Source organism: Pseudomonas sp. CFBP2511 (assembly GCF_030209255.1).
GTDB classification, from domain to species: domain Bacteria; phylum Pseudomonadota; class Gammaproteobacteria; order Pseudomonadales; family Pseudomonadaceae; genus Aquipseudomonas; species Aquipseudomonas avellanae.
Genome location: NZ_JARVSI010000004.1, coordinates 254,789 through 277,997, shown reverse-complemented (window position 1 = coordinate 277,997; position 23,209 = coordinate 254,789). Strand labels below are relative to the sequence as shown.

20 protein-coding genes are annotated in these 23,209 nt (G+C 58.5%); 12 read left to right on the top strand and 8 right to left on the bottom strand.

Annotated features, from left to right (window positions below; translation table 11 throughout):
- Positions 1-115 precede the first annotated feature (115 nt).
- Positions 116-751, bottom strand: coding sequence for a maleylacetoacetate isomerase (gene maiA, locus QRN38_RS04095; protein WP_057418921.1), 636 nt, complete (start codon positions 749-751; stop codon positions 116-118).
- A gap of 161 nt (positions 752-912) precedes the next feature.
- Between maiA and glcD the strand changes: the two genes are divergently transcribed.
- The 5 genes from glcD to QRN38_RS04070 all read left to right on the top strand — a co-directional run bounded on the left by glcD (position 913) and on the right by QRN38_RS04070 (position 7,391).
- A complete protein-coding gene (gene glcD / locus QRN38_RS04090) occupies positions 913-2,412 on the top strand; it encodes a glycolate oxidase subunit GlcD (RefSeq protein WP_057418937.1) in 1,500 nt (499 codons plus the stop codon).
- Positions 2,412-3,470 carry a glycolate oxidase subunit GlcE gene (glcE, locus tag QRN38_RS04085; protein WP_057418920.1) on the top strand — a complete coding sequence of 353 codons (1,059 nt, stop codon included), beginning with the start codon at positions 2,412-2,414 and terminating at the stop codon, positions 3,468-3,470. The genes glcD and glcE overlap by 1 nt, the downstream gene beginning before the upstream one ends.
- A gap of 3 nt (positions 3,471-3,473) precedes the next feature.
- Entirely contained in the window at positions 3,474-4,706 is a 1,233-nt protein-coding gene (gene glcF / locus QRN38_RS04080) for a glycolate oxidase subunit GlcF (RefSeq protein ID WP_057418919.1), read from the top strand.
- Between the two features lie 35 nt (positions 4,707-4,741).
- Complete coding sequence (locus QRN38_RS04075) at positions 4,742-5,149, top strand: heme-binding protein (RefSeq protein WP_057418918.1); 408 nt, start codon at positions 4,742-4,744, stop codon at positions 5,147-5,149.
- 64 nt (positions 5,150-5,213) lie between these two features.
- Positions 5,214-7,391, top strand: a complete 2,178-nt coding sequence (locus QRN38_RS04070) for a malate synthase G (protein WP_057418917.1) — start codon at positions 5,214-5,216, stop codon at positions 7,389-7,391.
- 140 nt (positions 7,392-7,531) lie between these two features.
- On the opposite strand, the gene QRN38_RS04065 is transcribed toward QRN38_RS04070, so the two are convergent.
- The 3 genes from QRN38_RS04065 to gntR all read right to left on the bottom strand — a co-directional run bounded on the left by QRN38_RS04065 (position 7,532) and on the right by gntR (position 11,216).
- A complete protein-coding gene (locus tag QRN38_RS04065; protein WP_032622311.1) occupies positions 7,532-8,740 on the bottom strand; it encodes an acetate and sugar kinases/Hsc70/actin family protein in 1,209 nt (402 codons plus the stop codon).
- A 157-nt stretch (positions 8,741-8,897) separates the two neighbouring features.
- Positions 8,898-9,827 carry a beta-propeller fold lactonase family protein gene (locus QRN38_RS04060; protein ID WP_162491764.1) on the bottom strand — a complete coding sequence of 310 codons (930 nt, stop codon included), beginning with the start codon at positions 9,825-9,827 and terminating at the stop codon, positions 8,898-8,900.
- Positions 9,828-10,199: 372 nt separating this feature from the next.
- On the bottom strand, positions 10,200-11,216 hold the full coding sequence (gene gntR, locus QRN38_RS04055; RefSeq protein WP_005765154.1) for an HTH-type transcriptional regulator GntR: 1,017 nt from the start codon (positions 11,214-11,216) through the stop codon (positions 10,200-10,202).
- Between the two features lie 283 nt (positions 11,217-11,499).
- Here gntR and QRN38_RS04050 point away from each other — a divergent pair, with 283 nt between their 5' ends.
- From QRN38_RS04050 to csrA, 3 genes are all read left to right on the top strand, one after another.
- On the top strand, positions 11,500-11,988 hold the full coding sequence (locus tag QRN38_RS04050; protein WP_007245315.1) for a gluconokinase: 489 nt from the start codon (positions 11,500-11,502) through the stop codon (positions 11,986-11,988).
- 97 nt (positions 11,989-12,085) lie between these two features.
- Positions 12,086-13,438 (top strand): GntP family permease, encoded by a 1,353-nt coding sequence (locus QRN38_RS04045; RefSeq protein WP_005765159.1) that lies wholly within the window; start codon positions 12,086-12,088, stop codon positions 13,436-13,438.
- A gap of 556 nt (positions 13,439-13,994) precedes the next feature.
- The gene (gene csrA / locus QRN38_RS04040) at positions 13,995-14,183 is read left to right on the top strand and encodes a carbon storage regulator CsrA (RefSeq protein WP_002554157.1); all 189 of its coding nucleotides are present in this window, start codon (positions 13,995-13,997) and stop codon (positions 14,181-14,183) included.
- A 117-nt stretch (positions 14,184-14,300) separates the two neighbouring features.
- Here the strand turns inward: csrA and QRN38_RS04035 are convergent, their stop codons facing one another.
- The 3 genes from QRN38_RS04035 to QRN38_RS04025 all read right to left on the bottom strand — a co-directional run bounded on the left by QRN38_RS04035 (position 14,301) and on the right by QRN38_RS04025 (position 17,598).
- Entirely contained in the window at positions 14,301-15,701 is a 1,401-nt protein-coding gene (locus tag QRN38_RS04035) for a pyridine nucleotide-disulfide oxidoreductase (protein WP_057418915.1), read from the bottom strand.
- Positions 15,702-16,448: 747 nt separating this feature from the next.
- Positions 16,449-16,709: a DUF1652 domain-containing protein gene (locus QRN38_RS04030; RefSeq protein WP_005765163.1), complete on the bottom strand. Its 261-nt coding sequence runs from the start codon at positions 16,707-16,709 to the stop codon at positions 16,449-16,451.
- A gap of 406 nt (positions 16,710-17,115) precedes the next feature.
- A complete protein-coding gene (locus QRN38_RS04025) occupies positions 17,116-17,598 on the bottom strand; it encodes a GNAT family N-acetyltransferase (RefSeq protein WP_005765165.1) in 483 nt (160 codons plus the stop codon).
- 368 nt (positions 17,599-17,966) lie between these two features.
- Between QRN38_RS04025 and QRN38_RS04020 the strand changes: the two genes are divergently transcribed.
- The 3 genes from QRN38_RS04020 (at position 17,967) to QRN38_RS04010 (ending at position 21,670) form a co-directional block, all read left to right on the top strand.
- Positions 17,967-18,911, top strand: coding sequence for an alpha/beta hydrolase (locus QRN38_RS04020; protein ID WP_005765167.1), 945 nt, complete (start codon positions 17,967-17,969; stop codon positions 18,909-18,911).
- A gap of 54 nt (positions 18,912-18,965) precedes the next feature.
- On the top strand, positions 18,966-19,430 hold the full coding sequence (locus tag QRN38_RS04015; protein WP_005765169.1) for a GNAT family acetyltransferase: 465 nt from the start codon (positions 18,966-18,968) through the stop codon (positions 19,428-19,430).
- Positions 19,431-19,549: 119 nt separating this feature from the next.
- Positions 19,550-21,670, top strand: coding sequence for a TonB-dependent siderophore receptor (locus tag QRN38_RS04010; RefSeq protein ID WP_081025477.1), 2,121 nt, complete (start codon positions 19,550-19,552; stop codon positions 21,668-21,670).
- 95 nt (positions 21,671-21,765) lie between these two features.
- On the opposite strand, the gene QRN38_RS04005 is transcribed toward QRN38_RS04010, so the two are convergent.
- Complete coding sequence (locus tag QRN38_RS04005) at positions 21,766-22,287, bottom strand: DUF3237 domain-containing protein (protein WP_007245310.1); 522 nt, start codon at positions 22,285-22,287, stop codon at positions 21,766-21,768.
- A gap of 228 nt (positions 22,288-22,515) precedes the next feature.
- Here QRN38_RS04005 and tvrR point away from each other — a divergent pair, with 228 nt between their 5' ends.
- Positions 22,516-23,139 (top strand): TetR/AcrR family transcriptional regulator TvrR, encoded by a 624-nt coding sequence (gene tvrR, locus QRN38_RS04000; protein WP_057418913.1) that lies wholly within the window; start codon positions 22,516-22,518, stop codon positions 23,137-23,139.
- The last annotated feature ends 70 nt before the right edge of the window (positions 23,140-23,209 follow it).

Below are 23,209 nucleotides of genomic sequence, written 5' to 3'. Positions count from 1 at the left end.
TGAGCAATCGACGCAATCACTGTCCTGCGGGCGGCGCACACGGGATCCCGCGCACGCTGCGCGCAAGGAAGTCACCAAAGATGAGTTGCAGACCAAAATGCTTCATGAGGGCAGCCTACTCCGGCTTGTCCGGTTGTGCATCAGGATGTGCCCGTTGAAAGGCCGGATGTTGCAGGGCCAGGCGTTCGACTCGCTGAATACGCGGGTACGCACTCAGTTCAACGTTATAGCGATGGGCTGCATGCAGCTGGGGTAACAGGTAAATATCTGCCAGGCCAGGGCTGGCGCCAAAGCAGAAGCAGTCCTCCTCGATCAACTGCTCGACGGCTTGCAGGCCTTCGCCGATCCAGTGACCGGTCCAAGCGAGAATAGCCGGCTCATCATGGCCCAGACCGCGCAACCGATTGAGCACCGAAACGTTGTGCAACGGATGAATGTCACAGCCGATCAACGCCGCCACTGCCCGCTGGCGAGCGCGCTGCACAAAATCCTGTGCCAACAGTGCGGGCTGTGGATAGCGCTCTTCCAGGTATTCAATGATCGCCAGTGACTGCGTGATGACCTCGCCATCGTCGAGCCTCAACGCAGGCACCCTGCCCTGCGGATTGACGGCCTTGTAGCCGGGTGTGCGCTGCTCACCCCCATCGAGCAACAGGTTGATCGGGATCGCGGTGTAATCCAGCCCTTTGAGGGCCAGCGCGATGCGCACGCGGTAACTGGATGTCGAACGGTAATAGGTGAATAGATCCACGGAAGTCGCCTGCTCAACGCACGGAACGTTGCTTGTTGTTATTTTTGTAACCACATTACGCAATGCGTAAATTGCGCGATCCGCCCTCACCTGTCAACTCAAGCCTCGCACCGAATGAGCTACGATGCGTTAACCCGATAAAAACAATGCTGGGTGGCCTGATGAATATTCTCTACGACGAACGCATTGACGGCGTGCTGCCCGCTGTCGACAAGCAGCAATTGCTCGATGAGCTGCGACGCCAATTGCCCGACCTGGACGTATTGCACCGCACCGAAGAGCTGCGGCCTTACGAGTGCGACGGGTTGTCGGCTTACCGCACCACGCCGATGCTGGTGGTGTTGCCGCGCCACCTTGAAGAGGTGCAGACGCTGCTGCGGCTGTGCCACGCGCATCGCGTGCCAGTGGTTGCACGCGGTGCGGGCACTGGCTTGTCGGGTGGCGCGCTGCCGCTGGAAAAAGGCGTTCTGCTGGTGATGGCGCGCTTCAACCAGATCCTCGCTATTGATCCGGCCGCACGCGTGGCACGGGTCCAGCCCGGCGTGCGCAACCTGGCCATTTCCCAGGCAGCTGCGCCTCACGGGCTTTATTATGCCCCCGACCCGTCCTCGCAAATTGCCTGCTCTATCGGTGGCAACGTGGCGGAAAACGCGGGCGGCGTGCACTGCCTCAAATACGGTCTGACCGTGCACAACCTGCTCAAAGTCGAGATCCTCACCGTCGAAGGCGAGGCCATGACGCTGGGTAGCGATACGCTGGATTCACCGGGGCTCGACCTGCTGGCCTTGTTCACCGGCTCCGAAGGCATGCTCGGGATCATCACCGAAGTCACGGTCAAGCTGCTGCCCCGACCGCAGGTGGCCAAAGTGCTGCTCGCCGCCTTTGATTCGGTGGAAAAAGCCGGGCGAGCGGTGGCCGATATCATCGCGGCGGGCATTATTCCCGGCGGGCTGGAAATGATGGACAACCTGGCGATTCGCGCCGCCGAAGACTTCATCCACGCGGGCTATCCGGTCGATGCCGAAGCGATCCTGCTGTGCGAGCTTGACGGCGTCGAAGCCGATGTCCATGCCGATTGCGAGCGGGTTCGCGAGGTGCTGACACAGGCGGGCGCGACCGAAGTACGCCAGGCGATAGACGAGGCCGAACGGGTGCGTTTCTGGGCCGGGCGCAAGAACGCTTTCCCCGCCGTTGGCCGCCTGTCGCCGGATTACTACTGCATGGACGGGACCATTCCGCGCCGTGCATTGCCGGGGGTGCTGCGCGGCATCAGCGAACTCTCCGCGCAATACGGCCTGCGAGTCGCCAATGTGTTTCACGCCGGCGATGGCAACATGCACCCGTTGATCCTGTTCGACGCCAATCAACCCGGAGAACTGCAGCGCGCCGAGGCGCTGGGCGGCAAGATTCTGGAACTGTGTGTCGAAGTGGGCGGCAGCATCACCGGCGAACACGGCGTTGGCCGCGAGAAAATCAATCAGATGTGCGCGCAATTCAACAGCGACGAACTGACCTTTTTTCATGCCATCAAGGCGGCATTCGACGCCAGCGGCATGCTCAACCCCGGCAAGAACATCCCGACCCTGCAGCGCTGCGCGGAGTTCGGCGCGATGCACATCCACGCAGGCCAGTTGCCCTTCCCTGAACTGGAGCGCTTTTGATGAACACAACGGACAGGGACGCCAGCCATACGCTGCTTGAACAGGTCAATCAGGCGTTGCAGGACAATACGCCGCTGCGCATCCGGGGCGGCAACAGCAAGGCATTCCTCGGTCGTGAGGTAACAGGCGAACCGCTCGACACCCGCGCGCATCGCGGCATTGTCAGCTATGACCCGACAGAACTGGTGATCACTGCCCGCGCCGGTACACCGCTGAGCGAGGTGTTGCAGGCGCTGGACGCCGCAGGGCAGATGCTGCCGTGCGAGCCGCCCGACGTTGGCGCGGCGACACTTGGCGGCGTGGTCGCTGCCGGCCTGTCGGGGCCGCGCCGCCCGTGGAGCGGATCGGTGCGTGATTTTGTGCTCGGCACACGACTGATCACAGGCCTCGGCAAGCACCTGCGTTTCGGCGGCGAAGTCATGAAAAACGTTGCCGGCTATGACGTCTCGCGTCTGCTGACCGGCAGTTTCGGCTGCCTTGGCGTGTTGACCGAGGTGTCACTCAAAGTGCTGCCCAAACCGCGTCTGTGCAGCAGCATCGCGCTGGAAATGGACAGCGCCCGCGCGCTGGCCTGCCTTGCCGAATGGGGTCAGCAACCGATGCCGATCAGCGCGGCCAGCCATGACGGTCGCGTGCTGCGGCTGCGTCTTGAAGGCGGCGAAGGCTCGGTGGCAGCCGCGCACGAGCGACTCGGCGGCGAACTGATCGACGCGACGTACTGGCAGCAGTTGAACGAACAGCGTCTGCCGTTCTTTTTCGGCCCTGGCCCGCTGTGGCGGGTTTGTGTGCCTGCCGACACGGGCGTGCTCGACCTGCCGGGCGAACAACTGATCGACTGGGGCGGCGCACAGCGCTGGCTGAAATCCGATGCCAGCGGCGACGCCATCCGGGCCATGACAGCCTCGGTCGGCGGGCATGCAACCTGTTACAGCCAGGGCCGCGACGATAGCCCTTTTCACCCCTTGACCGCGCCGCTGCTGCGCTATCACCAGGCCCTCAAGACCCGGCTCGACCCGCAGGGCATTTTCAACCCCGGCCGACTGTACAGGGAGCTTTGAAGCATGCAGACCACCTTGAGCGAACACGCCCGAACGCAGCCCCGCGCCGAAGAAGCCGAACGCATCCTGCGCAGTTGCGTGCACTGCGGTTTTTGCAACGCCACCTGCCCCACCTATCAACTGCTCGGCGATGAGCTGGACGGGCCGCGTGGGCGGATCTACCTGATCAAGCAAGTACTGGAAGGCCAGCAAGTCACGGAAAAAACCCAGTTGCACCTGGACCGCTGCCTGAGCTGTCGCAATTGTGAGACCACCTGCCCGTCGGGCGTCGATTATCACAACCTGCTGGACATCGGGCGTGCCGCAGTCGATGCCGTTGTGCAACGGCCACTCGGCCAGCGCTTGCTGCGCGAAGGCTTGCGGCTGGTCGTGCCCAACGCCGGACTGTTCAAACGCCTGACCGGGCTGGGCACGACCTTCAGGCCGCTGTTGCCCGGGGCACTGAAAAGCAAACTGCCGGCGACCACTCCGTTTGCCGGGCTGCGTCCGGCACCCCGCCATGCCCGAAGCGTGCTGCTGCTGGAAGGCTGCGTACAGCCCGGCCTGTCGCCCAATACCAACGCGGCGACTGCAAGGGTGCTGGATCGCCTCGGCATCAGCGTCACCCCGGTCAGCGAGGCCGGATGCTGCGGCGCGGTGGATTACCACTTGAATGCACAGGCGGCGGGGCTGGATCGGGCGCGGCGTAATATCGATGCCTGGTGGCCGGCCATCCAGAGCGGTGCTGAAAGCATTGTTCAGACTGCCAGCGGCTGCGGCGCCTTCGTCAAGGATTATGGCCACCTGTTGCGTGACGACCCGGCCTATGCAGACAAGGCCGCACGCATCAGCGCCCAAACCAAGGACCTGGTCGAAGTCCTGCGCGACGAACCATTGGACAGCCTTGGCATCAAGGCCGACACACGGCTGGCGTTTCACTGCCCCTGTACCTTGCAGCACGCACAGAAACTCGGAGGCGAGGTCGAACGTGTCCTGGCGCGGCTGGGCTTCAACCTGACCAGCGTGCCGGATGGCCACTTGTGCTGCGGCTCGGCGGGCACTTACTCGATCACTCAACCGGTGCTGGCTGGCCAGCTACGCGACAACCGCATGAACGCGCTGGAAAGTGGCACGCCAGCGGTAATCGTCACCGCCAACATCGGCTGCCAGACCCATCTGGCAAGCGCCAACCGGACACCGGTCCGGCACTGGATCGAACTGATTGACGAAGCCCTTGGCACTCTTCAATCGCGCTGAACTCATAGTCAATAACCCTTGCCCTGGAGAGCCCCATGAAAATCAAAGCCGTCCTTACCCAGACCGAAGTCAGCCTGATGCTCGGTGCCGCGCGCGACGAGGCTCAGGCCAACGGCTGGGCAGTGGCCATCGCTGTCGTGGATGACGGCGGCCATCTGCTGGCGTTCGAGCGACTTGACGACGCGTCGCCGATCAGCAGTTACATCTCGATTGAAAAGGCCCACACCTCGGCACTCGGCAAACGCGAGTCCAAGGGCTATGAAGAGATGGTCAACGGCGGGCGCACGGCATTTCTCAGCGCCCCGTTGCTGACCTCGCTGGAGGGCGGCGTGCCGGTCATCGTCGACGGTCAGGTGATCGGCGCAGTCGGCGTTTCCGGCGTCAAGGCCGATCAGGACGCGCAAGTGGCCAAGGCTGGCGTCGCTGCACTGAATGCGGACTGAGTTTGCTGATTCAGAACTGCCTGCCAGACGCCCCATAGCACGCCCTCTACATGGAGCCCACTCGATGACCGATTTCGTCAAATGCCAACGCCTCAAGGTAGCCGTCAAGCTGCAACGTTTTGTCGATGAAGAAGTGCTGCCCGGTACAGGCCTGGAACCAGAGGCATTCTGGAAAGGCTTCGATGCGCTGGTTCATGACCTTGCGCCAGTCAATCGCGAACTGCTCGCCGAACGCGAGCGTTTGCAGGGCCAACTGGACAAATGGCACAAGGCGCATCCCGGACCGATCACCGACATGCCCGCCTACCGTGCGTTTCTGCACTCGATTGGCTACCTGCAGCCCGTGCCGGAACACGTTGCAGCCACTACCGCCAATGTCGATCTGGAAATCAGCGAGCAGGCTGGCCCGCAACTGGTGGTGCCCGCCAGCAACGCACGCTATGCGCTGAATGCTGCCAATGCGCGCTGGGGCTCGCTGTACGACGCGCTGTATGGCACCGACGTGATCTCGACCAGCAACGGCGCTGAAATCCGCGCCGGGTACAATCCGCTGCGCGGCGCCAAGGTCATCGCGTTTGCCCGCGAGCTGCTCGACACCAGTGCGCCCCTTGCTAACGGCAGCCATAGCGACGCAAACCGCTATCGCATTGAAGATGGCGAGCTGCGCATCACCCTGGCGGATGGCAGCCAGACGCTTCTGCAACACCCGGAAAAATACGTCGGTTTCACAGGTGAGCCTGATCAGCCCCAGGCGATTCTGCTCAAGAATCATGGTCTGCACATCGAAATCCAGTTCGACCCGCAGCATCCGGTCGGCAAGACCGATGCCGCCGGCATCAAGGACCTGCTGCTGGAATCGGCACTGTCGACCATCGTCGACTGCGAAGACTCGGTCGCCGCCGTTGACGCTGATGACAAGGTGCTGGTCTACCGCAACTGGCTGGGCCTGATGAAAGGCGACCTGACCGAAACCCTCGACAAGGGCGGCAAAGCCATCACCCGCAGCCTCAACCCCGACCGCGTTTACCACGCCGCAGCCGGTGGTGAACTGACGCTGCGCGGTCGCTCGCTGCTGTTGATTCGCAACGTCGGCCACCTGATGAGCAACCCGGCGATTGTCGACCAGGACGACAGGGAGATTCCCGAGGGCATTCTCGACGGCGTGATCACCAGCCTGATCGGCCTGCACGACCTGACCCGGCGTGGCAACTCGCGCGCCGGGAGCATTTACATCGTCAAACCGAAAATGCACGGCGCGGCCGAAGTGGCGTTTGCCGACCAGTTGTTCAGCCGCATCGAGGAGGTGCTGCACCTGCCGCGCAACACCTTGAAAATGGGCATCATGGACGAAGAGCGACGCACCAGCGTCAACCTCAAGGCCTGTATCAATGCGGCGTCTGCTCGGGTCGCGTTCATCAACACCGGTTTTCTCGACCGTACCGGTGATGAAATTCACAGCGCCATGCAGGCCGGCCCTGTGCTGCGCAAGGGCGAGATGAAAAACACGCCGTGGATCAAGGCCTACGAGCGCAACAATGTGCAGGTCGGCCTGGCCTGCGGCTTGCGCGGCAGGGCGCAGATAGGCAAGGGCATGTGGGCGATGCCCGATCGCATGGCCGACATGCTGGAGCAGAAAATCGCTCATCCGAAATCAGGCGCGACCACCGCTTGGGTGCCTTCGCCGACTGCCGCCACACTGCATGCGTGGCATTACCATCATGTCGATGTGCGTCAGGTTCAGGAGCAACTCGAGCAACAGTCACTGGTCGATGTCAGCGATCAGTGGCTCGACGACCTGCTGACCATTCCCGTGGTGGGCAAACCCGAGTGGACACGCGAACAGATTCTCGAAGAACTGGAAAATAACGCCCAGGGCCTGCTGGGCTATGTTGTACGCTGGGTGGAGCAAGGTATCGGCTGCTCCAAGGTGCCGGATATCCATAACGTCGGGCTGATGGAAGACCGGGCGACCCTGCGCATCTCCAGCCAGCACATGGCCAACTGGTTGCTGCACGACATCGCAGGCAAGGAAGACATACAAAATGTGCTGGAGCGCATGGCCAAAGTGGTGGACAAGCAGAATGCCGGGGATTCGCACTACCGGCCGATGACCAGGGACTTCAAGAACTCCGCCGCCTTCAAGGCCGCCTGCGCGCTGGTATTCAAAGGCACGGAGCAGCCTTCGGGCTACACCGAGCCACTGCTGCATGAGTCCCGGCTTGCGTTCAAGGATGCCCACTGATCGATTGCGAAGATAATTGAAACCCGACTGAAGTTAACGGCAGGCTGCAAAAGCAGCCTGCCGTTGAGTCAAGCACTTCGTAGAGGTCAGCACTGCTTCTGCGTTATCCGCTAACTGTCGCTGCGCCATTCGATGGCGTTTCATGGGGCTTGCTTACCCAGCAATAAAAACCCATCAGTCCAGCGAATGTCCATGTTCTCAACCTTCTTCAAAGCGGTGAGTCGTCCATCCCCCAACTGCAAATAATCATAAAGAAGATCATAGACAAATACGCCATTTGCACATTTATTCTCAGGCTGATATTTGTCTTTCGAGTCATCCTGCCTGAGACGCTCTTCAATATCCGCGTAACGCTGACACGACTGTTCAAGGGCAGACTTAAGCGTTCCCCGTTCAGGCACATCGTTATTGAAAAAATTGAGCGTATAGTAAAGCGAACTCAACCCAACGAAATCAGTTTGAGTGTAATTACTTGATGCGACAATAGCGTCCAGCTTTTTGATTTCAGACTGATAGTTTGCGGCAATGGCCTCATCATAGACAAGGTCGCACGCTGTGAAATCAAACGCACCCGTCGTGGGCACTTTCATTATAAGCGCGCCCTGCGGGTAGCAACGCTGGTCCTGCGGTCTTACTTTATTCATGGCCGTCCTGGCAGCATCGGCACCCAGGCCGAGCAGGCTCTCGCTGATGACCGAGTAGGTTTTTCCATCCCACATTACTGTACGAGCATTTTGACTGACGTCTGCTTTATCCATCGGTGGAGACCTGAGCGCGAAAGTGATTTGACTTGAGGCACCGCCCATTTCGATTATGCCTAAGGTGTTGTCAGACGTTGCCAGCCCTTTTAAAAAGTTGAGGTGCACCCAGGCAAATATCCCCTCATCCCTGCCGTCTATCGTGCCCACCTGCCCCAACGCCCAGCCCTTGGCCAGAATCGACGTCTTCACAGCTTCATAAATAACCCCTTGCTGACCCGCAGACAACTCGCGCATGCCAGCGGTGCCCAGAACATTCACAAGAACAGTCTTCTTTTCCAGTGCGTATTTCTGGTCATTGGCAAGCCTCTCCAGCGTGTCCAGCAAGGGCGCTATTAACAGGTTGCCTGATTCGTCGGGCACACCCGCATAACGGGCCAGTGGCAGTTTGGAGTTGTATTCCACAACCGGCGTCACTGCATCGGCAGATAACCGATAAAGAATACCGCGCGTTTTGCTGCTGCCGGCATCGACAACCACCTGCCATGTCTCCGGCCGAACATCTGCCCTGACCGTTGCAAGCGACACGCTCAAAAACAATAACGCAACACCGACAGCTCTGAAATACCTGAAACCCGATAACAACAACATGAAAACCACTCCTTGTGAATGTTTAAATACAGGACGTCAAGACAAAAAACTCAAGCACCCGACAACGACTGCCCCTTTCCAGAAAACATCAAAACGTGTTCAACCTGCCGACAATTCCTTTCAACAGCTTCTCGCCCGGTAGCCATCAAAGAACGGCTTACAGCCGGTAAATGGAAATCCAGCTCATGTCCGGATGCGTGGAGTAGATGTAGGTCGCGGTCTTGTTGAGCACGGCGCCCCCCACGGAAGGGAAGTACGCGATGCAGGTCGCAATGCCCTTCACGGTGTCGATCCGGTAGACGTCGTAATTGCAGGTATAGATCGCGTAGACATAGCGATCATCCGGCGTGACACCGATGACTTTTACCGGGTACCCCTGAGTGCCCAGCTTTTCCCGATAAAACGTTTTGTGAGTGGCCGCATTGACGATATAGACCTCGTCGATTCCACCCACATACAGCCACGCGCCGTCGGAACTGAACGCCATTGAGCGCGGATCGGAAAACCCCGGGATGTCATTTTGCAGGTAATCGATCCGGTTGATCGCCATGACATCGGTAGGTGCGGTGCGGTCTACCAGCATGGTGGCGTAGAACCTGTCGTTCAACGGGCTGATCCCGAGGGCCAGCGACGCGTTGGTCAACGCGCCGAGATCGAACTCATTCTCGACCGTGTAGTTTTCGGTTTCGATCAGGCGGATCAGCCCGCCGCGCGCGTTCTGAAACGACAGACAGATGAAACGGCCATCCGGGCTGCACAGGATCCTGTTGACGTTGGCCGCCGGCAATATCCTGATGACCTCACGCAAGCGTGTATCGACCACGTAGCAACGTTTCTGGCCGATGGTGTAAAGCCGTTTGCCATCGGGGCTCAGGGTGATAGCACCCGCCCCGGCTCTCTTGATGCTGCCCACCACGCTCATGGTGGCGATGTCGACCACGCTGACCTCGCGACCACTCTCGTGGGCCACATATAGCGTCGTTTCATCGGGACTGATTGCGATCTCTGCGGGCACAAAACCCAGAGGGATGATGCCGGTCAGCCAAGCGATGTCCAGAGGCGCTCCGGGGCTGACCGGTTCTGTCATGTGAGTCAACGCGCTTGTGTTCCGAGATGCTTTTTTTTGCATGTCTCTCACCAGTCAATAAGTCTTGCAAGACCGCCAGAACGGGGAATAGATAAGAAGATATATCCCCGTCGCCCAACGATGCGGCCAAGACTCCTATGCCGCTTCGATCCAAAAGCATGCAGTCATTGAATACTCAACACGAGGGGATGGGTACTGTCAGAAATAACAGTCCAGAGGCTTCAAAAACACTCTCACGAGGGGAGCGAAAACGCCTCGCAGACAGCGCCGTCGGGCAATGCAGCCAAGCCGTCGCAAGCCTCTTGAGTAGGGCTACCATTGGTCAGAGAGCACATCGGGATACGGTTGCAAAGCCAGGCCCTGAGGAAACGTTCAGGAGCTTTCCCGCACTACCAGCTCGAAGCCCAGGTCTACTTGCGGATGCTGGGTGATCCCGTCGAGCAGCCCCAGCAACAGCTGCGCAGCGCGCTGGCCGACTTCCTGGCGAGGTGTGCGAATCGAGGTCAGGCGCGGAACCATGTGCGCCGAGCCAGGCAAATCGTTGAAGCCCACCAGCGACACCCGCTCGGGGATCGCCACACCCAGGCGCAAAGCTTCCAGCGCTGCACCCTGAGCCAGGTCGTCGTTGCAGAAGAAAACTCCGTCCACGTCCGGGTGCTCGTCGAGCAGGCGGGCGAACAACTCACCGCCCAGGCCAATCGAGGATGACTGACGGGTCGAGACTTGCAGCGCGGGATCGAACACTCCGGCCTCTTCCAGCACCTGACGAAACCCCGCCCCGCGCTGCAATACGCGAGGGTCGAGCTGCGCCGCCATATAGGCCAGGCGCTTTCGCCCACGGCCCAGCAAATGGCGGGCGGCTTCGGCCCCGGCCTGTTGCTGGGAGAAACCGACACAGTAAGCACCGAGACGGGTATCGAGTTCCATCATGTGCACGCACGGCACGCCGCTGGTCTCGAGCATCTGGCGCGATGCAGCGGTGTGGTCAAAGCCGGTCAGCAGAACGCCGCGCGGACGATTGACCAGATGGTTGCGCAGCAGCTTCTCTTCTTCTTCCGGCGAGTAGTGATAGTTGCCGATCACCACATCCAGCCCCCGCAGGCGCAGAACGTCCTGAATGGCTTCAAGGGTTTCGATAAACAACTGGTTGGACAGCGATGGCACCAGCACGACCACTGTCTGGCTGCAGGAAGAGGCCAACGCTCTGGCCGCCGGGTTGGCGACATAGCCCAGGCTTTGCGCAGCGGCACGGACTTTCTCGACCAGCTCCGGGGCAACAGTGGCAACACCGCGCAATGCACGGGAAGCGGTAATCGGCGAAACGGCCGCCAGCCGCGCCACCTCGTTCAAGGTGGGCCGACCTGTAGAGCGGGAACCAATGCGTGTCATGCGTTGCCAACTAACATAGGGGTTGCCAAATATGTCGAATGCCCCATAAGGTAGCGCTGTCTCATGGAACGTGACAATGCTTTATCGCTGGTTTCACATGCGGGCGCCCTGCCAGGCTGCCCCCGGAGAACAGCCTCCGATGGTTGACGATGAACCCAAAACAACGACAAGAACTGGAACGGCTGCAGCTGAACCCGATGTCCACCGGACAAAGACAGCGCTGTCTCCAGACGAGGTGCCTACTGTGACAACTGCGAATACCGCTATTTCCGCCCTTGTAGTCATGGGGGTTTCGAGCTGCGGCAAAAGTGCCGTCGGTGCAGAAATCGCCCGTAACAGCGGCGGTCGCCTGATCGAAGGCGATGCGTTCCATCCCCAGGCCAACATCGACAAGATGAGCGCCGGCACCCCCCTCACCGACGAAGACCGTGCCGGCTGGCTGACCCGTCTGGGTGAAGAACTGGCCGCAGCCCTTGCCAAGGGCGAACATCCGGTGCTGACCTGTTCGGCACTCAAGCTCATTTATCGTGAACGCCTGCGTGCGGCGGTGCCGGGCCTGGGTTTTGTCTTTCTCGAACTGAGCAAAGAGCTGGCCACCGAGCGTTGCGCCAACCGGACCGGGCATTTCATGCCTGCGAGTCTGGTCGATAGCCAGTTCGCGACCCTGGAACCACCGATCGGCGAGCCACTGACCCTGGTGGTCGATGCCAGCAAGCCTATCGATGTAATTGGTGAACAAGCCGCGGCATGGTGGAAAGGCTCTCACGCCTGATAAAGGCGTGAGTGCAAAAGACAGCGCTGTCTTGCGCACACACGACACACGCCGGCGCTGTTAGCAGCTCCTTAAAATAATAACCGGAGAAACACCCATGTTCGGTATGACCCATGAGACGTTCCTGCTCGTCGATGCGTTGGTGACCATCGTCGGCCTTGTGCTACTGATCACCACCTTCAAGGTTCACCCTTTCGTCGCGCTGACACTGGCGGCAGGCTTTCTTGGCCTGACGTCGGGAATGCCAGTAGAAAAAGTCATGAAGTCCTTCCAGGAGGGCTTCGGCGGCGTGCTGGGTTTCGTCGGTATCATCCTTGGCCTGGGCACCATGCTCGGCAAGCTGATGGCCGATTCGGGGGGTGCGGACCAGATTGCGCAGACCCTGATCCGCACCTTTGGTAAACAGAAAGTGCATTGGGCAATGATGTTCTCCGCGTTTCTGGTGGGCATCCCGCTGTTCTTCGAGATCGGTTTTGTGCTGCTGATCCCGCTGGTGTTCATCGTCGCCCGTCGTACCGGCGTGTCCATCGTCAAGATCGGCATCCCGTTGCTGGCTGGCCTGTCGGCCGTACACGGCCTGGTTCCACCGCACCCGGGCCCGCTGCTGGCCATCGGCATTTTTGGTGCTGATATCGGCAAGACCATTTTTTATGGCCTGATAGTCGCGCTGCCAACCGCCATCATCGCGGGTCCCATCTACGGCAACTGGATCTCCAAGCGCATCCCCGGTACGCCGTCGCAGGAGTTGATGGACCAGATCGCCAAGGAGTCGAGCACTGAAAACCTGCCAGGCTTTGGCATCACGCTGATCACCATCCTGCTGCCTGTATTCCTGATGCTGCTCAAGACCTTTGCTGACGTGGTGTTGCCGGAAAACAACATGTTCCGCATCTGGATGGACCTGATCGGTCACCCGATCACTGCCCTGCTGGCAGCGCTGTTGCTGGCGTTCTACACCTTTGGTGCGGCACGCGGCTTTGACCGCACCAAAATCATGAAACTGCTGGACCAGAGCCTTGCACCGGTTGCAGCCATCGTCCTGATCGTCGGCGCAGGTGGCGGCTTCAAGCAGATGCTGGTGGCCAGCGGTGTGGGTGATGTCATCGGGCACATGGCCGTACAGGCACAGATCAACCCGATCATGCTGGCTTGGCTGGTGGCGGCGGTGATTCGCATTGCGACCGGTTCGGCTACCGTGGCGACCATTACCGGTGCAGGGATTGTGGCGCCAGTGGTTGGCCTGATTCCAGGCGTCAATCGCGAGCTGCTGGTGCTGGCCACGGGTGCCGGCTCGTTGATCCTGTCGCACGTCAACGATGCCGGTTTCTGGCTGGTTAAACAGTATTTCAACATGACCGTTGCCGAAACGTTCAAGACCTGGACAGTGATGGAAACCATCCTGTCGGTGGTCGGCCTGATCTTCATCATGCTGTTGTCGATGGCACTTTAGCCCCAGCGTTACACACGGTCTTTGCGGGTGATAGAACCCGCAAAGGCCTGTGCCAGAACAGACTTCCTCCCCCGCTGTCGGTGCGTCACCTCACACAAAATCGACCTGTTACCAGGCTCGAACACACCCCGCACGACTAAACCAGCCTTCCGCAAACCGCCCTTTCCTACAACCTCGCACCGCACTTTCATTTGAATTTTCAGAAAGCTCGGGCAATCTTTGCAAGTCATGCCTACGCTTACACTCACGTGGAGATTGGCTCGCCGATCCCCCCGAACGAGGCACGGATGACCTCGAAGCGTGCAGCTGTTCCCTTTACTTTTCATGTTACGCCAGTAAATACGGGCATTTTCACGTCGAAACGGGCAGAATTGGCGCACTCGTCGTATCGGGGATGCAAATCTCGATGACAAGAAAATGAACCGAGGGAATTAAATTCACCAGTGTGACGTCATAAGACGGATGCATTTGGATGCACTCGGCAACAATCACCACGCAAAGGCAAACGCCAGCCTCTTGAGAGAGGCGTTTTCAAGAGGCCATCAAGGAAAAGATTATGTTGATACTCACTCGCAAAGTAGGCGAAAGCATAAACATCGGTGACGAGATCACCGTCACGATTCTTGGCGTTCAAGGGCTTCAGGTCCGCCTGGGCATCAATGCACCCAAAAATGTTTCAGTGCATCGTGAAGAAATCTACAAACGTATCCAGGCGGAACTGGCTCCAAACCAGGACCCACAATAATTCCTGCAACCCCCCTTATTCAATGCTGAACTGCCCGGCATGGGCAGAGCGGCCATACGGCGTCCCTGGGACGCCGTTTTTTATGGCCCATCGTTTTTCTTCCCCGCAACACACCGTCTAGCCGGCCTGCAAACGAAGCGCCTGCGGAGCGAATACATCCGCACACAATGCTTCGGTGACTGAGGCCTTGTGCGCGAGCCTGTTGATGACCGCCTCAAGCACCGCTCGGCTGGCATCATGATGAAATTGCCAGACACCGTAGATTCGCCCATCGAAGGCCGGCTCACTCCCCAACTGTGGGTCAACGCCAAGCCCGGCCCCCAGACCAAAGAGATACAGCCCGTTCAGCCTGCGCCCATGCTGGTCCAGCGGGCAGCCAGATGCGTCGGAATCCAGCCCCCCCTTGCTTTCACGCAGACTGACCAGACTGCCATCGGCATCGCGCAGCGTCGGCAACACCGCCTGATAGCCAGAGCACTGTACGACCACGCCCGAGTCGGCCAGCGCGAGCCTGGCTTGCTCGTGATCACCGATGGGCCCATTCAGCGTCTGAAACATTTTTACCCGCACGCCGGTCTTGCCAACCCGGCCAGTGAGCGCCGCCTCGCGCCCGATGTCCAGCGCCCGGTAACGCAAGCCGCCAGAACGATTGACCCGCCCGGATATCGGACACACGTCCTGCAGCGAGTCGACCTGATAACCGGCTGCGTGCGCCTGTTGGACGTTTTCATAAAACAGCCTGATGCGGCTGCGATGGACCAGTGTCAGCTCCTGCAAACCGGCGAACTCGAGGGCATCCGCCAGGTTTTCCAGCATCGAAAAAGCACTGTGCGAGCCGCCCACCAACGTGATGCGTCTGTTGCTGGCAAGTACAGAGGCAAACACTTCGCGCAATTGCACCGCATTCATGCGCAGCAGCCTGTCGGCGCTTTGAATAGTCGTCGTACCGGATAGCATCAGGTCCTGCCGGGCAAGGCTGGTGATCAGTTGCTGTGGGTCCTGACGTGCACCCAGATTGAGTACCAGCGCCTTGCAGCGGACACGTCTGGTCCCGTCCGGGCTTTCAATCTGCAAGCGAAAGCTGTCGTCTTCAATGACGACTTCGGTAATGGTTGTACCTGCCCAGACCGTAACGCCGTAAAGACGCACGATGTGGCTCAGCACCAGCCTTGAGGCCTCGGCCATTAGCAGCCCCACATCGGACAGCTGCGGCGCACTTTGCGCTTGCGCCTTGATACGCCAGTACGCTGCCGAAGATTCCAGCGGCCGAAACACATCACGCAGTGCCGGGTCGCGCAGGCAGTCGATAAAGACGTCACCTACCGAGTTAGCGGTGATCCGGTAATGCCCCAGCATGCCCGTGCCCGGTTGATCACTCGCATCAATGACAATCAGCCCTTTTTCAGCAAGGTCGGCCAACGCACCGCTTTTCAGGGCATTGAACAGAAAGCCCATACCGGCAAGCCCGGCGCCCCCTACGATGCACCCGCAGGTCGTTTCCATACGTGTTTCAAACATGATGGTGCTCCATCGTCATTTAACGTTGGTGCATTCCAGAAGTTCTGGATGATCGAATACCTGGCGAGTAAGGCGAACCAGCGTCCATGCACGATTCAGAGTGAAGTGATTCAGAGTGAGAAAAGGCAGGGTGAACACGATGAGTGGTCAGCCACCGAAGTGATGGGATGTCACATAACAACGACGTATTGTCACAAGTAGTTACAGTAACCCCGGCAGCAACTGCAAACAGGGAACTGCACTTATGGACCGCAGCAAAAATAAACAACCCATGCTACCGCCCTTTTTTTGCAGAACGTTGGTCGGCCTGAAAAATAATCAACCTTGAAAGAGTGACAATGCGTTACGAGGCACGGCACTCGAGTTGAATATTTGCAAACAAACCCCGCAGTGTCAAACCGGCTGCGATGCGTAAAGACCGTTCAGTTTCCAACGACAACCCGATGATTTGAATGGTGTTGTGTTTTTCACAACCTGATTTTGCTCAGGTCCGGCGACGTTAAAAAGCGTTATGCGTTCTAACTATTTTTCAATCACCCGACGAATAACTCACTGTTTTCCAGCGCCGTGAAGTTGGCGGGCAGCGAAATAGCCTTGCCGGGGGAATTCTGGAGGATCTGGATCAGGGATGAGGCAGGATCAGATGGCAAGCCTGACAAAAGCGGATCTGCAAAAATGACAAAGCCCCGATCAGCGATGACCGAGGCCTACAGACCGATGCCAAGGGCATCAGCGGGTGCAACAGCGTCAGGCAGCGTTGTAATGCGCGTGAGACACTTTGGCAGTGGACAACCCGTGACGCAGCCTGGCTACCAGATCGGATATGTCACGGCTGGTATTGATCCGGCGTAACGAGATACCCGTTTCGTGAAGAATGCGCCCAGACGTCAGGTCGTTTATCTGCACGGTCATCTCTTGGTTGGCAATCGTGCAGGTACAACGCGACGGCAGGAACGCACGCTCGACAATACTTCTGAGTTCTAACTCAGACAATCCACTCGCGATCATCTCTTTATCTCCTTATGGGTGTAAGCATGTCCCGACAGTGACAGAGTTCCGATAATTTTTATTGTTGATCAACGTTTAAAAACGGCCCGTGCCGGCCCGCCAATTATCTGTCGCCACTCACTTGATGCTTAACGCAGTTATACACCCTTGAGCACATCGCCAGCAACTTTCATAACTGAATATGCACAGAACGTTTAAACCGTCCTGCTATTAAAAAACACACAGCAAAAACGATTCACCCTACTGTTTTCCAATAAATGGGCACAGGAGGCGAATCAGCACTTCAAGGAATGGATGGCCTGCGCCGTATATAAACTGACGAACGGTCAGGGGTTACGCGGGTAGTTCGGAGAAGAGGGACGCACGGCCGATACAGGCAACGGCCGTACGCCCTTTATGAAAAGCCTCAGGCTTGCTCGCCAGACAAGCGCAAATGAATCAATGCAACCCGAGCGCCCTGCTTGTCGCGCTTTTCTTCGATCGAGTAAGGGCGAAAGCCCATGCGCGGGTAAAACAGCAGCCCCGGCACGTTGTGGTTGTAACAGGAAGCGATGAGCTCGGTGGCTTCGTGCTTGTCGAAGGCGATCTCCATCATGCGGGTGATCATGTAACGGCCTACCCCTTTGGAGCGGGCCTTGGGCGCGATAATGACGTTGCCCAGCGAGCAGCGGCCGCGAAAGTGGCATTGCGAGAAGTTGGCGAAGCCAACGACCTCACCGTCCATCTCGATGACCGTCGAGTCCTGACGGGTCTCCAGCGCGTCCGCGAGCTGCGGGGGTGTCAGCGGCCAGTTTGCTCTGGGGAACATGTAAAACAGTTCGTCGGCATTCTGCGGCAGTTCGCAGATGACAGGGACATCTTTTTCTTCCAGGGGACGGTGGTGGAACATTGGCGGTAACCTCTTGAAGAAATTGAACAAAGCGCGATCGATTCGGTAAGCAGAGTGTCGATTCAGGCGGCGGCAGGTGACAAAAACACAGCGCCCGCGCAGACACAGCATAATCCGCAGCTATGGGCCAGGGCTACCTCAATAACCAATCGTGCTAACCAGTGACGTTTGTTGACGCTGCCTTCGTGGGCTGTGGCGCAAGGTATTGAAGCATAGGGGTTTGCGTCAGCACCGTGCTCTGACCCAAGCTGTCGCCGTCTTCATTGCCCAAGCAAGCAATATCCTGTAACCGATGTTTGGCGTCTCGTCTTGCAAGACTGGTGCAAAACCTGCATTTATTTCACTTTGTTGACTGAGACCCGCACCTCATGGCGATTTCACTGCTGGCCCGCTTCAAGGCACGCCCGATCAGATGGGTGTTGATGGCAGCCATTATCCTCGGCCTGCCGGTGGGCTGCGCCGTTCTCGAACACAAGGAACGCGAGCTGGTGTTTCGCATCGAGCCTGGCACAGCAAGCTGGTACCGCGGGCTGCCCGCCGATGTTCAGGAAATAGAGCTGCGTACGCCCGCCTTTGGTACTTCCCAGAATATTCATGCGTGGTGGTGGGCTGCACCCGACAAGAATGCTCCGGCCATCCTGTACCTGCACGGTTCAAGATGGAACCTGACCGGCCAGTTGTTTCGTATCCAGCAACTCAAGGCGCAGGGCTACTCGATACTGGCCATCGATTACCGCGGCTTCGGGCAGAGCATGGGCCAGTTGCCGTCGGAGAAATCCGTGTATGAAGACGCACGCATCGCCTGGCAACGCTTGAAACAATTGCAACCTGACCCGCAACGCAGGCTGATCTACGGGCACTCGCTGGGCGGCGCGGTCGCCGTGGACCTGGCCGCAGAACTGGGCCATGACGCCGAAAAGGACAATGCCCCGGTGCAAGCGCGCGGGCTGATCATAGAGTCCACCTTCACCAATCTGGCCGACGTCGCCACCGCCCTCGCCAACACGTCGCTGCCGGTGCGCTGGCTGCTGTCACAGAAGTTCGACTCGCTGGACAAGATCGCCGACATTCACATGCCCGTGCTGATCGTCCACGGCACCGAAGACCGTTACGTGCCCGCCCGCTTCAGCGAGCAACTGTTTGCCGCCGCGAAAGAGCCAAAGAAACTGATACTGGTGCCCGGCGGCACGCACAACAACAGCATGCAGATCGGCCAGCCCACCTACAGCCGGGCGATCCGCTCACTGCTCGATACGCCCGCAACGCCCTCTCAGGCCAACAGGCAGAACAAGGGGCAAAAAGACGCCGGTTAGACAGCGCCAGACACCAGACAGTAATCTCGCTGTACCTCACTCAAGGACAGCGCAATGAATGCCATTGTCGAGTACTCGGACTCGCATCACCGCCTCGCGGTCATCCAGCTCTGGAAGACCGTCTTCAATGACACCACACCGCATAACCGCCCGGACCTGTCGATCGACAAGAAACTGGCTGTCGAGGACCGGTTGTTTTTTGTCGCCACTGCCACTGACGACGACCGTGCCGACCGTATAGTCGGGACCATTCTTGCCGGTTATGACGGGCACCGCGGCTGGCTGTATTCGGTTGCGGTCGATCCGCAACAGCGCGGCAAGGGCCTGGGCAGCGCGCTGGTGAAACACGCCGAACAGGCACTTGCTCATCTGGGCTGCGTAAAGATCAATCTGCAGATCCATACCTTCAATGAAAGCGTGCAAGCCTTTTATCAAACACTTGGGTATACGTCGGAGCCTGTCATCAGCATGGGCAAGCGGATCGACGCCAACTTAACGCTCCCTTGTGACCTGGCCTGATACTGCAAAGAGCACTGTTTCAAGACTGATACAAACGCGCATCAGTCATTCACTCATTTACATGAGAATCACTATCAAATTACAATTATTGCTATTAACGTCATGACAGAGCATCTCCCTTGAGCATCTCCTCCCAACGCCCTCGCCGTCCCGGCCCTTTTCTGTTGTCTGCGCTGTCTCTGGCAATGTTCTCCAGCGGTCCAGTGCATGCAGCAGAAACCGCCACGCTGCCTGCCACGCAGGTTTCCGCCGCGGCCTCCGAAGCCTCGGAAGGCTACAACGCCAAAAGCACCAGCACCGCGAGCAAGAGCGATGTGCCTATCAAGGAAGAGGCACAATCGGTCAACATCGTCACGCCACAGACGATCGCCGATTACAACGTGCGCTCGCTGGACGACGCCATGAAATTTGTCAGCGGCGTCAGTCAGGGTAATACCTTGGGCAACACCAAGGACTCGGTGATCAAGCGCGGTTTCGGCACCAACGATGACGGCTCGATCCTGCGCGATGGCGTACGTTCGGTGGTGTCGAAGAATTTCGGCGCGACCACCGAGCGTGTCGAGGTGCTCAAAGGCCCTGCATCGCTGCTGTACGGGGCGATGGAACCGGGCGGCGTGATCAACGTGATCAGCAAACAGCCACAGTACGTGCAAAGCACCACCCTGAGCGGTTCTGCGTACAGTGAAGGTGGCGGCAGCTTCAGCGTCGACACCACCGGCTCGCTGGGCGATTCCGGGCTGGCCTACCGGCTGGTGGCTGAACGTCAGAGCGAGGACTACTGGCGTAACTACGGCGTTGACCAGCACACGCTGATCGCGCCATCGCTGTCCTGGACCGGTGAGCGCGCCAGCCTGACCCTGGCCTACGAATACAACGACTACATCAGCCCGTTCGACCGCGGCACTGTTTTCACCGGCGGCCACCCGGCAGACATCAGCTATGACAAGCGTCTCGACGAGAAGTGGTCAAACACGGTCGGCATCAGCGAAACCGCAACTGCACGTTTCGAGTATCAGCTCAGCGACGACTGGAAAACCCGCCTGACCTATGGCTGGAACAATGACCGCTACAGCCTCTCGATAGCCCAGCCCAGCACTCTGTCGAGCAGCGGCGTGTTGCGTCGTCAGGCCAACGGCGGCCACTACGATTACGAAACCCGTTACGCCAGCTGGGACTTCATCGGCAAGCAGGACATTCTCGGCCAGCAGCACGATCTGCTGATCGGCGCCGAGCAGGAAGACTCCGACAAGTATCGCGGCAAGACTTACCGCAACACGGCTCAAAACGGCTTCAATATCTTCTCGCCCGTTTATGGCAGCCTGGCCGAGCCCAGTGTCGTCAGCGCGGCGAACAGCAACCTGAGCAATCAGCTGACTTCGTCTTCGCTGTACCTCAAGGACAACTGGCACCTTAACGATCGCTGGATTCTGGTGCTTGGCGGCCGTTATCAGCACTATGACCAGTACATCAAACAAGGCCTTGGTGCCAGCCGCGTCACTAATCTGGACAAAAACGACGATGTGTTCCTGCCGATGGCCGGCCTGGTGTTCAAGGTCAATGAAGACCTGTCGCTGTACGGCAACTACAGCCGTTCGTTCGTACCCAATGATGACGTGAACGACGATGGCACGACCTTCGACCCGGAAGAAGGTCGCAGCTATGAAGTTGGCGCCAAATACGCGCTTGCGCCGGAACTCAACTTCAACCTTGCAGTGTTCGATATCGAGAAGAAAAACGTCGTTACCCCGACCGGCGTTACCGGCGTCAGCGAAGCGGCGGGCAAGGTGGGCTCGCAAGGCGTAGAGCTGGACGTGACCGGGCGCATCGCCGAGCGCTGGGACATGATCGGCACTTACGCCTACACCCACACCGAAGTGCTCGATGACCCAAGCAACAAGGGCAATCGTTTGAGTCAGGCGCCGAAACATACCGCCAGCCTGTACCTCACCCACCACCTGCAGATTCCTTCGGACCTGGGCGAATGGCATGCCGGTGGTGGCGCGCGTTACGTTGGCGAGCGCGCTGGCGACGATGCCAACACCTTCTATATGAGCAGCTACACCGTAGCCGATGCGTTTTTGCGCTGGGACGTGCCGATGGCCGGGTATAAAACCCGCCTGCAATTGAACGTGGACAACCTGTTTGACAAGCAGTACTACCCGTCAAGCACCGGTAGCCAGTTGCAGGTCAACGTGGGCGAGCCGCGCACCGCACGCTTGAGCGCCAGCGTCACGTTTTAAGTCGCCACGTTCTGAACCGCCAGGCTCTTGATCGTAGCAATGGAGCAAGCCCCACGGCTTGCTCCGCTTGAACCGTGAACACTCAACCCATTGAATCAGAGCTTCATCCGGTAAAAACTGATCAACGTTTCGTTGCGCTGAATGTATTCGATCTTGCCAATGAAGGCGCTTTTCTCCAGCCAGTCGTTAGGGCCAAGCGAAACCTGGAAACGTGGCGTGCACGTACACTGGTAGTGGCCTTCGCTGATGGGCCATACGCCGCTCTGCAGTTCCTGCTGACCCTCTTCATCCATGAGCAGAACGCCTTTACATTCGACGTTGATCAGTTCACCCAGTTGAGTGATCAGGGTGAAGCGGGTTTCCAGAAAGGCAAGCTCTGACGACAACTCGACAAGCACATTGCCACCACCGGAAAGCACCGAACCGCTGAAATACTCCGCCTGGAATTCACCGCCCAGAATAGCGCTGTTACTGCGCAGCCCGTCGCTGCATATGCCCATAAGGACAGGCACATCGGTTTTCAGAATGACGGTCAGCACTTTCTCGAGCGGAGGTGCCGGTGCCGTATTTCCGCGAAAAGAGCGTTTGACGGGCTTATTGAAATCAATGATGTTCATAGACCTGTTCACTCCATCGTCGGATACATTTTAGGCAATGGATGCCGGGAGGCAGCTCATCGATTTTGCAGAGTTGAACACCGCATCCATTCGTCGGCATTTATCTGGAACTGCTTTTCAAGTAAGCTCCACGAAGCCGGCTGAAATCGTACCGAACGGTTCAGTTCCAGTCTAGAGATTTTTTGCACATACTGCACTACCCGGTTCACTAAGGGATTGAGGATATAAATGAAGGTCCGTACTGAAGCTCGTCGCGAAGCCATCATTGATGCGGCAGCGAGCGTTTTCCTCGAAATGGGCTACGAACGCGCGTCCATGAACGAAGTCACCAAACGGATGGGTGGCTCCAAGGCAACGATCTACAGCTATTTCCCCTCCAAGGAAGAGCTGTTCATCGCCGTGGTCAACAGGCTCGCAACGGCCCATCTGGCCGACGCGGTTTCGGAGCTGACGACCTACCACGGCGCTGATACAAACGCAGAGTTGAGAACGCTGTTCACTCGTTTCGGCGAGCGAATGCTGATGGTGCTCATCAATGATGACAATGCGCTGGCCGTCTACCGCATGGTGGTCGCTGAATCCGGGCACTCCGCCATCGGCATGATGTTCTATGATTCCGGCCCTCGGGAATGCCTCCAGACAGTGACCGCACTGATGACTGCAGCCATGCAGCGCGGCCAGTTGCGCGAGACCGACCCACATATAGCCGCGCTGCAACTTACCTCGTTGCTGACGGCAGAAACCGACATTCGTCTTTATCAGCAGACACCCGAGCGGCTGAGCGTCGATCAGATCAGCGCCATGGTCGAAAGAGCCGTCGATACGTTCATGCTGGGGATGGAAAAACGCTGATCCGACGCGCCGCGAGCAATCAACAGCGTCTCAGGTTGACGGTCTCGAAGGTTACCGTTGCCAGCATCCA

Bases quoted from the DNA above. Each gene is read 5' to 3' on its own strand.
- glcD (WP_057418937.1), top strand. From the start codon at position 913: ATGAATATTCTCTACGACGAACGCATTGACGGCGTGCTGCCCGCTGTC.
- glcE (WP_057418920.1), top strand. From the start codon at position 2,412: ATGAACACAACGGACAGGGACGCCAGCCATACGCTGCTTGAACAGGTC.
- glcF (WP_057418919.1), top strand. From the start codon at position 3,474: ATGCAGACCACCTTGAGCGAACACGCCCGAACGCAGCCCCGCGCCGAA.
- QRN38_RS04075 (WP_057418918.1), top strand. From the start codon at position 4,742: ATGAAAATCAAAGCCGTCCTTACCCAGACCGAAGTCAGCCTGATGCTC.
- QRN38_RS04070 (WP_057418917.1), top strand. From the start codon at position 5,214: ATGACCGATTTCGTCAAATGCCAACGCCTCAAGGTAGCCGTCAAGCTG.
- QRN38_RS04065 (WP_032622311.1), bottom strand. From the start codon at position 8,740: ATGTTGTTGTTATCGGGTTTCAGGTATTTCAGAGCTGTCGGTGTTGCG.
- QRN38_RS04060 (WP_162491764.1), bottom strand. From the start codon at position 9,827: ATGACAGAACCGGTCAGCCCCGGAGCGCCTCTGGACATCGCTTGGCTG.
- gntR (WP_005765154.1), bottom strand. From the start codon at position 11,216: ATGACACGCATTGGTTCCCGCTCTACAGGTCGGCCCACCTTGAACGAG.
- QRN38_RS04050 (WP_007245315.1), top strand. From the start codon at position 11,500: ATGGGGGTTTCGAGCTGCGGCAAAAGTGCCGTCGGTGCAGAAATCGCC.
- QRN38_RS04045 (WP_005765159.1), top strand. From the start codon at position 12,086: ATGTTCGGTATGACCCATGAGACGTTCCTGCTCGTCGATGCGTTGGTG.
- csrA (WP_002554157.1), top strand. From the start codon at position 13,995: ATGTTGATACTCACTCGCAAAGTAGGCGAAAGCATAAACATCGGTGAC.
- QRN38_RS04035 (WP_057418915.1), bottom strand. From the start codon at position 15,701: ATGTTTGAAACACGTATGGAAACGACCTGCGGGTGCATCGTAGGGGGC.
- QRN38_RS04030 (WP_005765163.1), bottom strand. From the start codon at position 16,709: ATGATCGCGAGTGGATTGTCTGAGTTAGAACTCAGAAGTATTGTCGAG.
- QRN38_RS04025 (WP_005765165.1), bottom strand. From the start codon at position 17,598: ATGTTCCACCACCGTCCCCTGGAAGAAAAAGATGTCCCTGTCATCTGC.
- QRN38_RS04020 (WP_005765167.1), top strand. From the start codon at position 17,967: ATGGCGATTTCACTGCTGGCCCGCTTCAAGGCACGCCCGATCAGATGG.
- QRN38_RS04015 (WP_005765169.1), top strand. From the start codon at position 18,966: ATGAATGCCATTGTCGAGTACTCGGACTCGCATCACCGCCTCGCGGTC.
- QRN38_RS04005 (WP_007245310.1), bottom strand. From the start codon at position 22,287: ATGAACATCATTGATTTCAATAAGCCCGTCAAACGCTCTTTTCGCGGA.
- tvrR (WP_057418913.1), top strand. From the start codon at position 22,516: ATGAAGGTCCGTACTGAAGCTCGTCGCGAAGCCATCATTGATGCGGCA.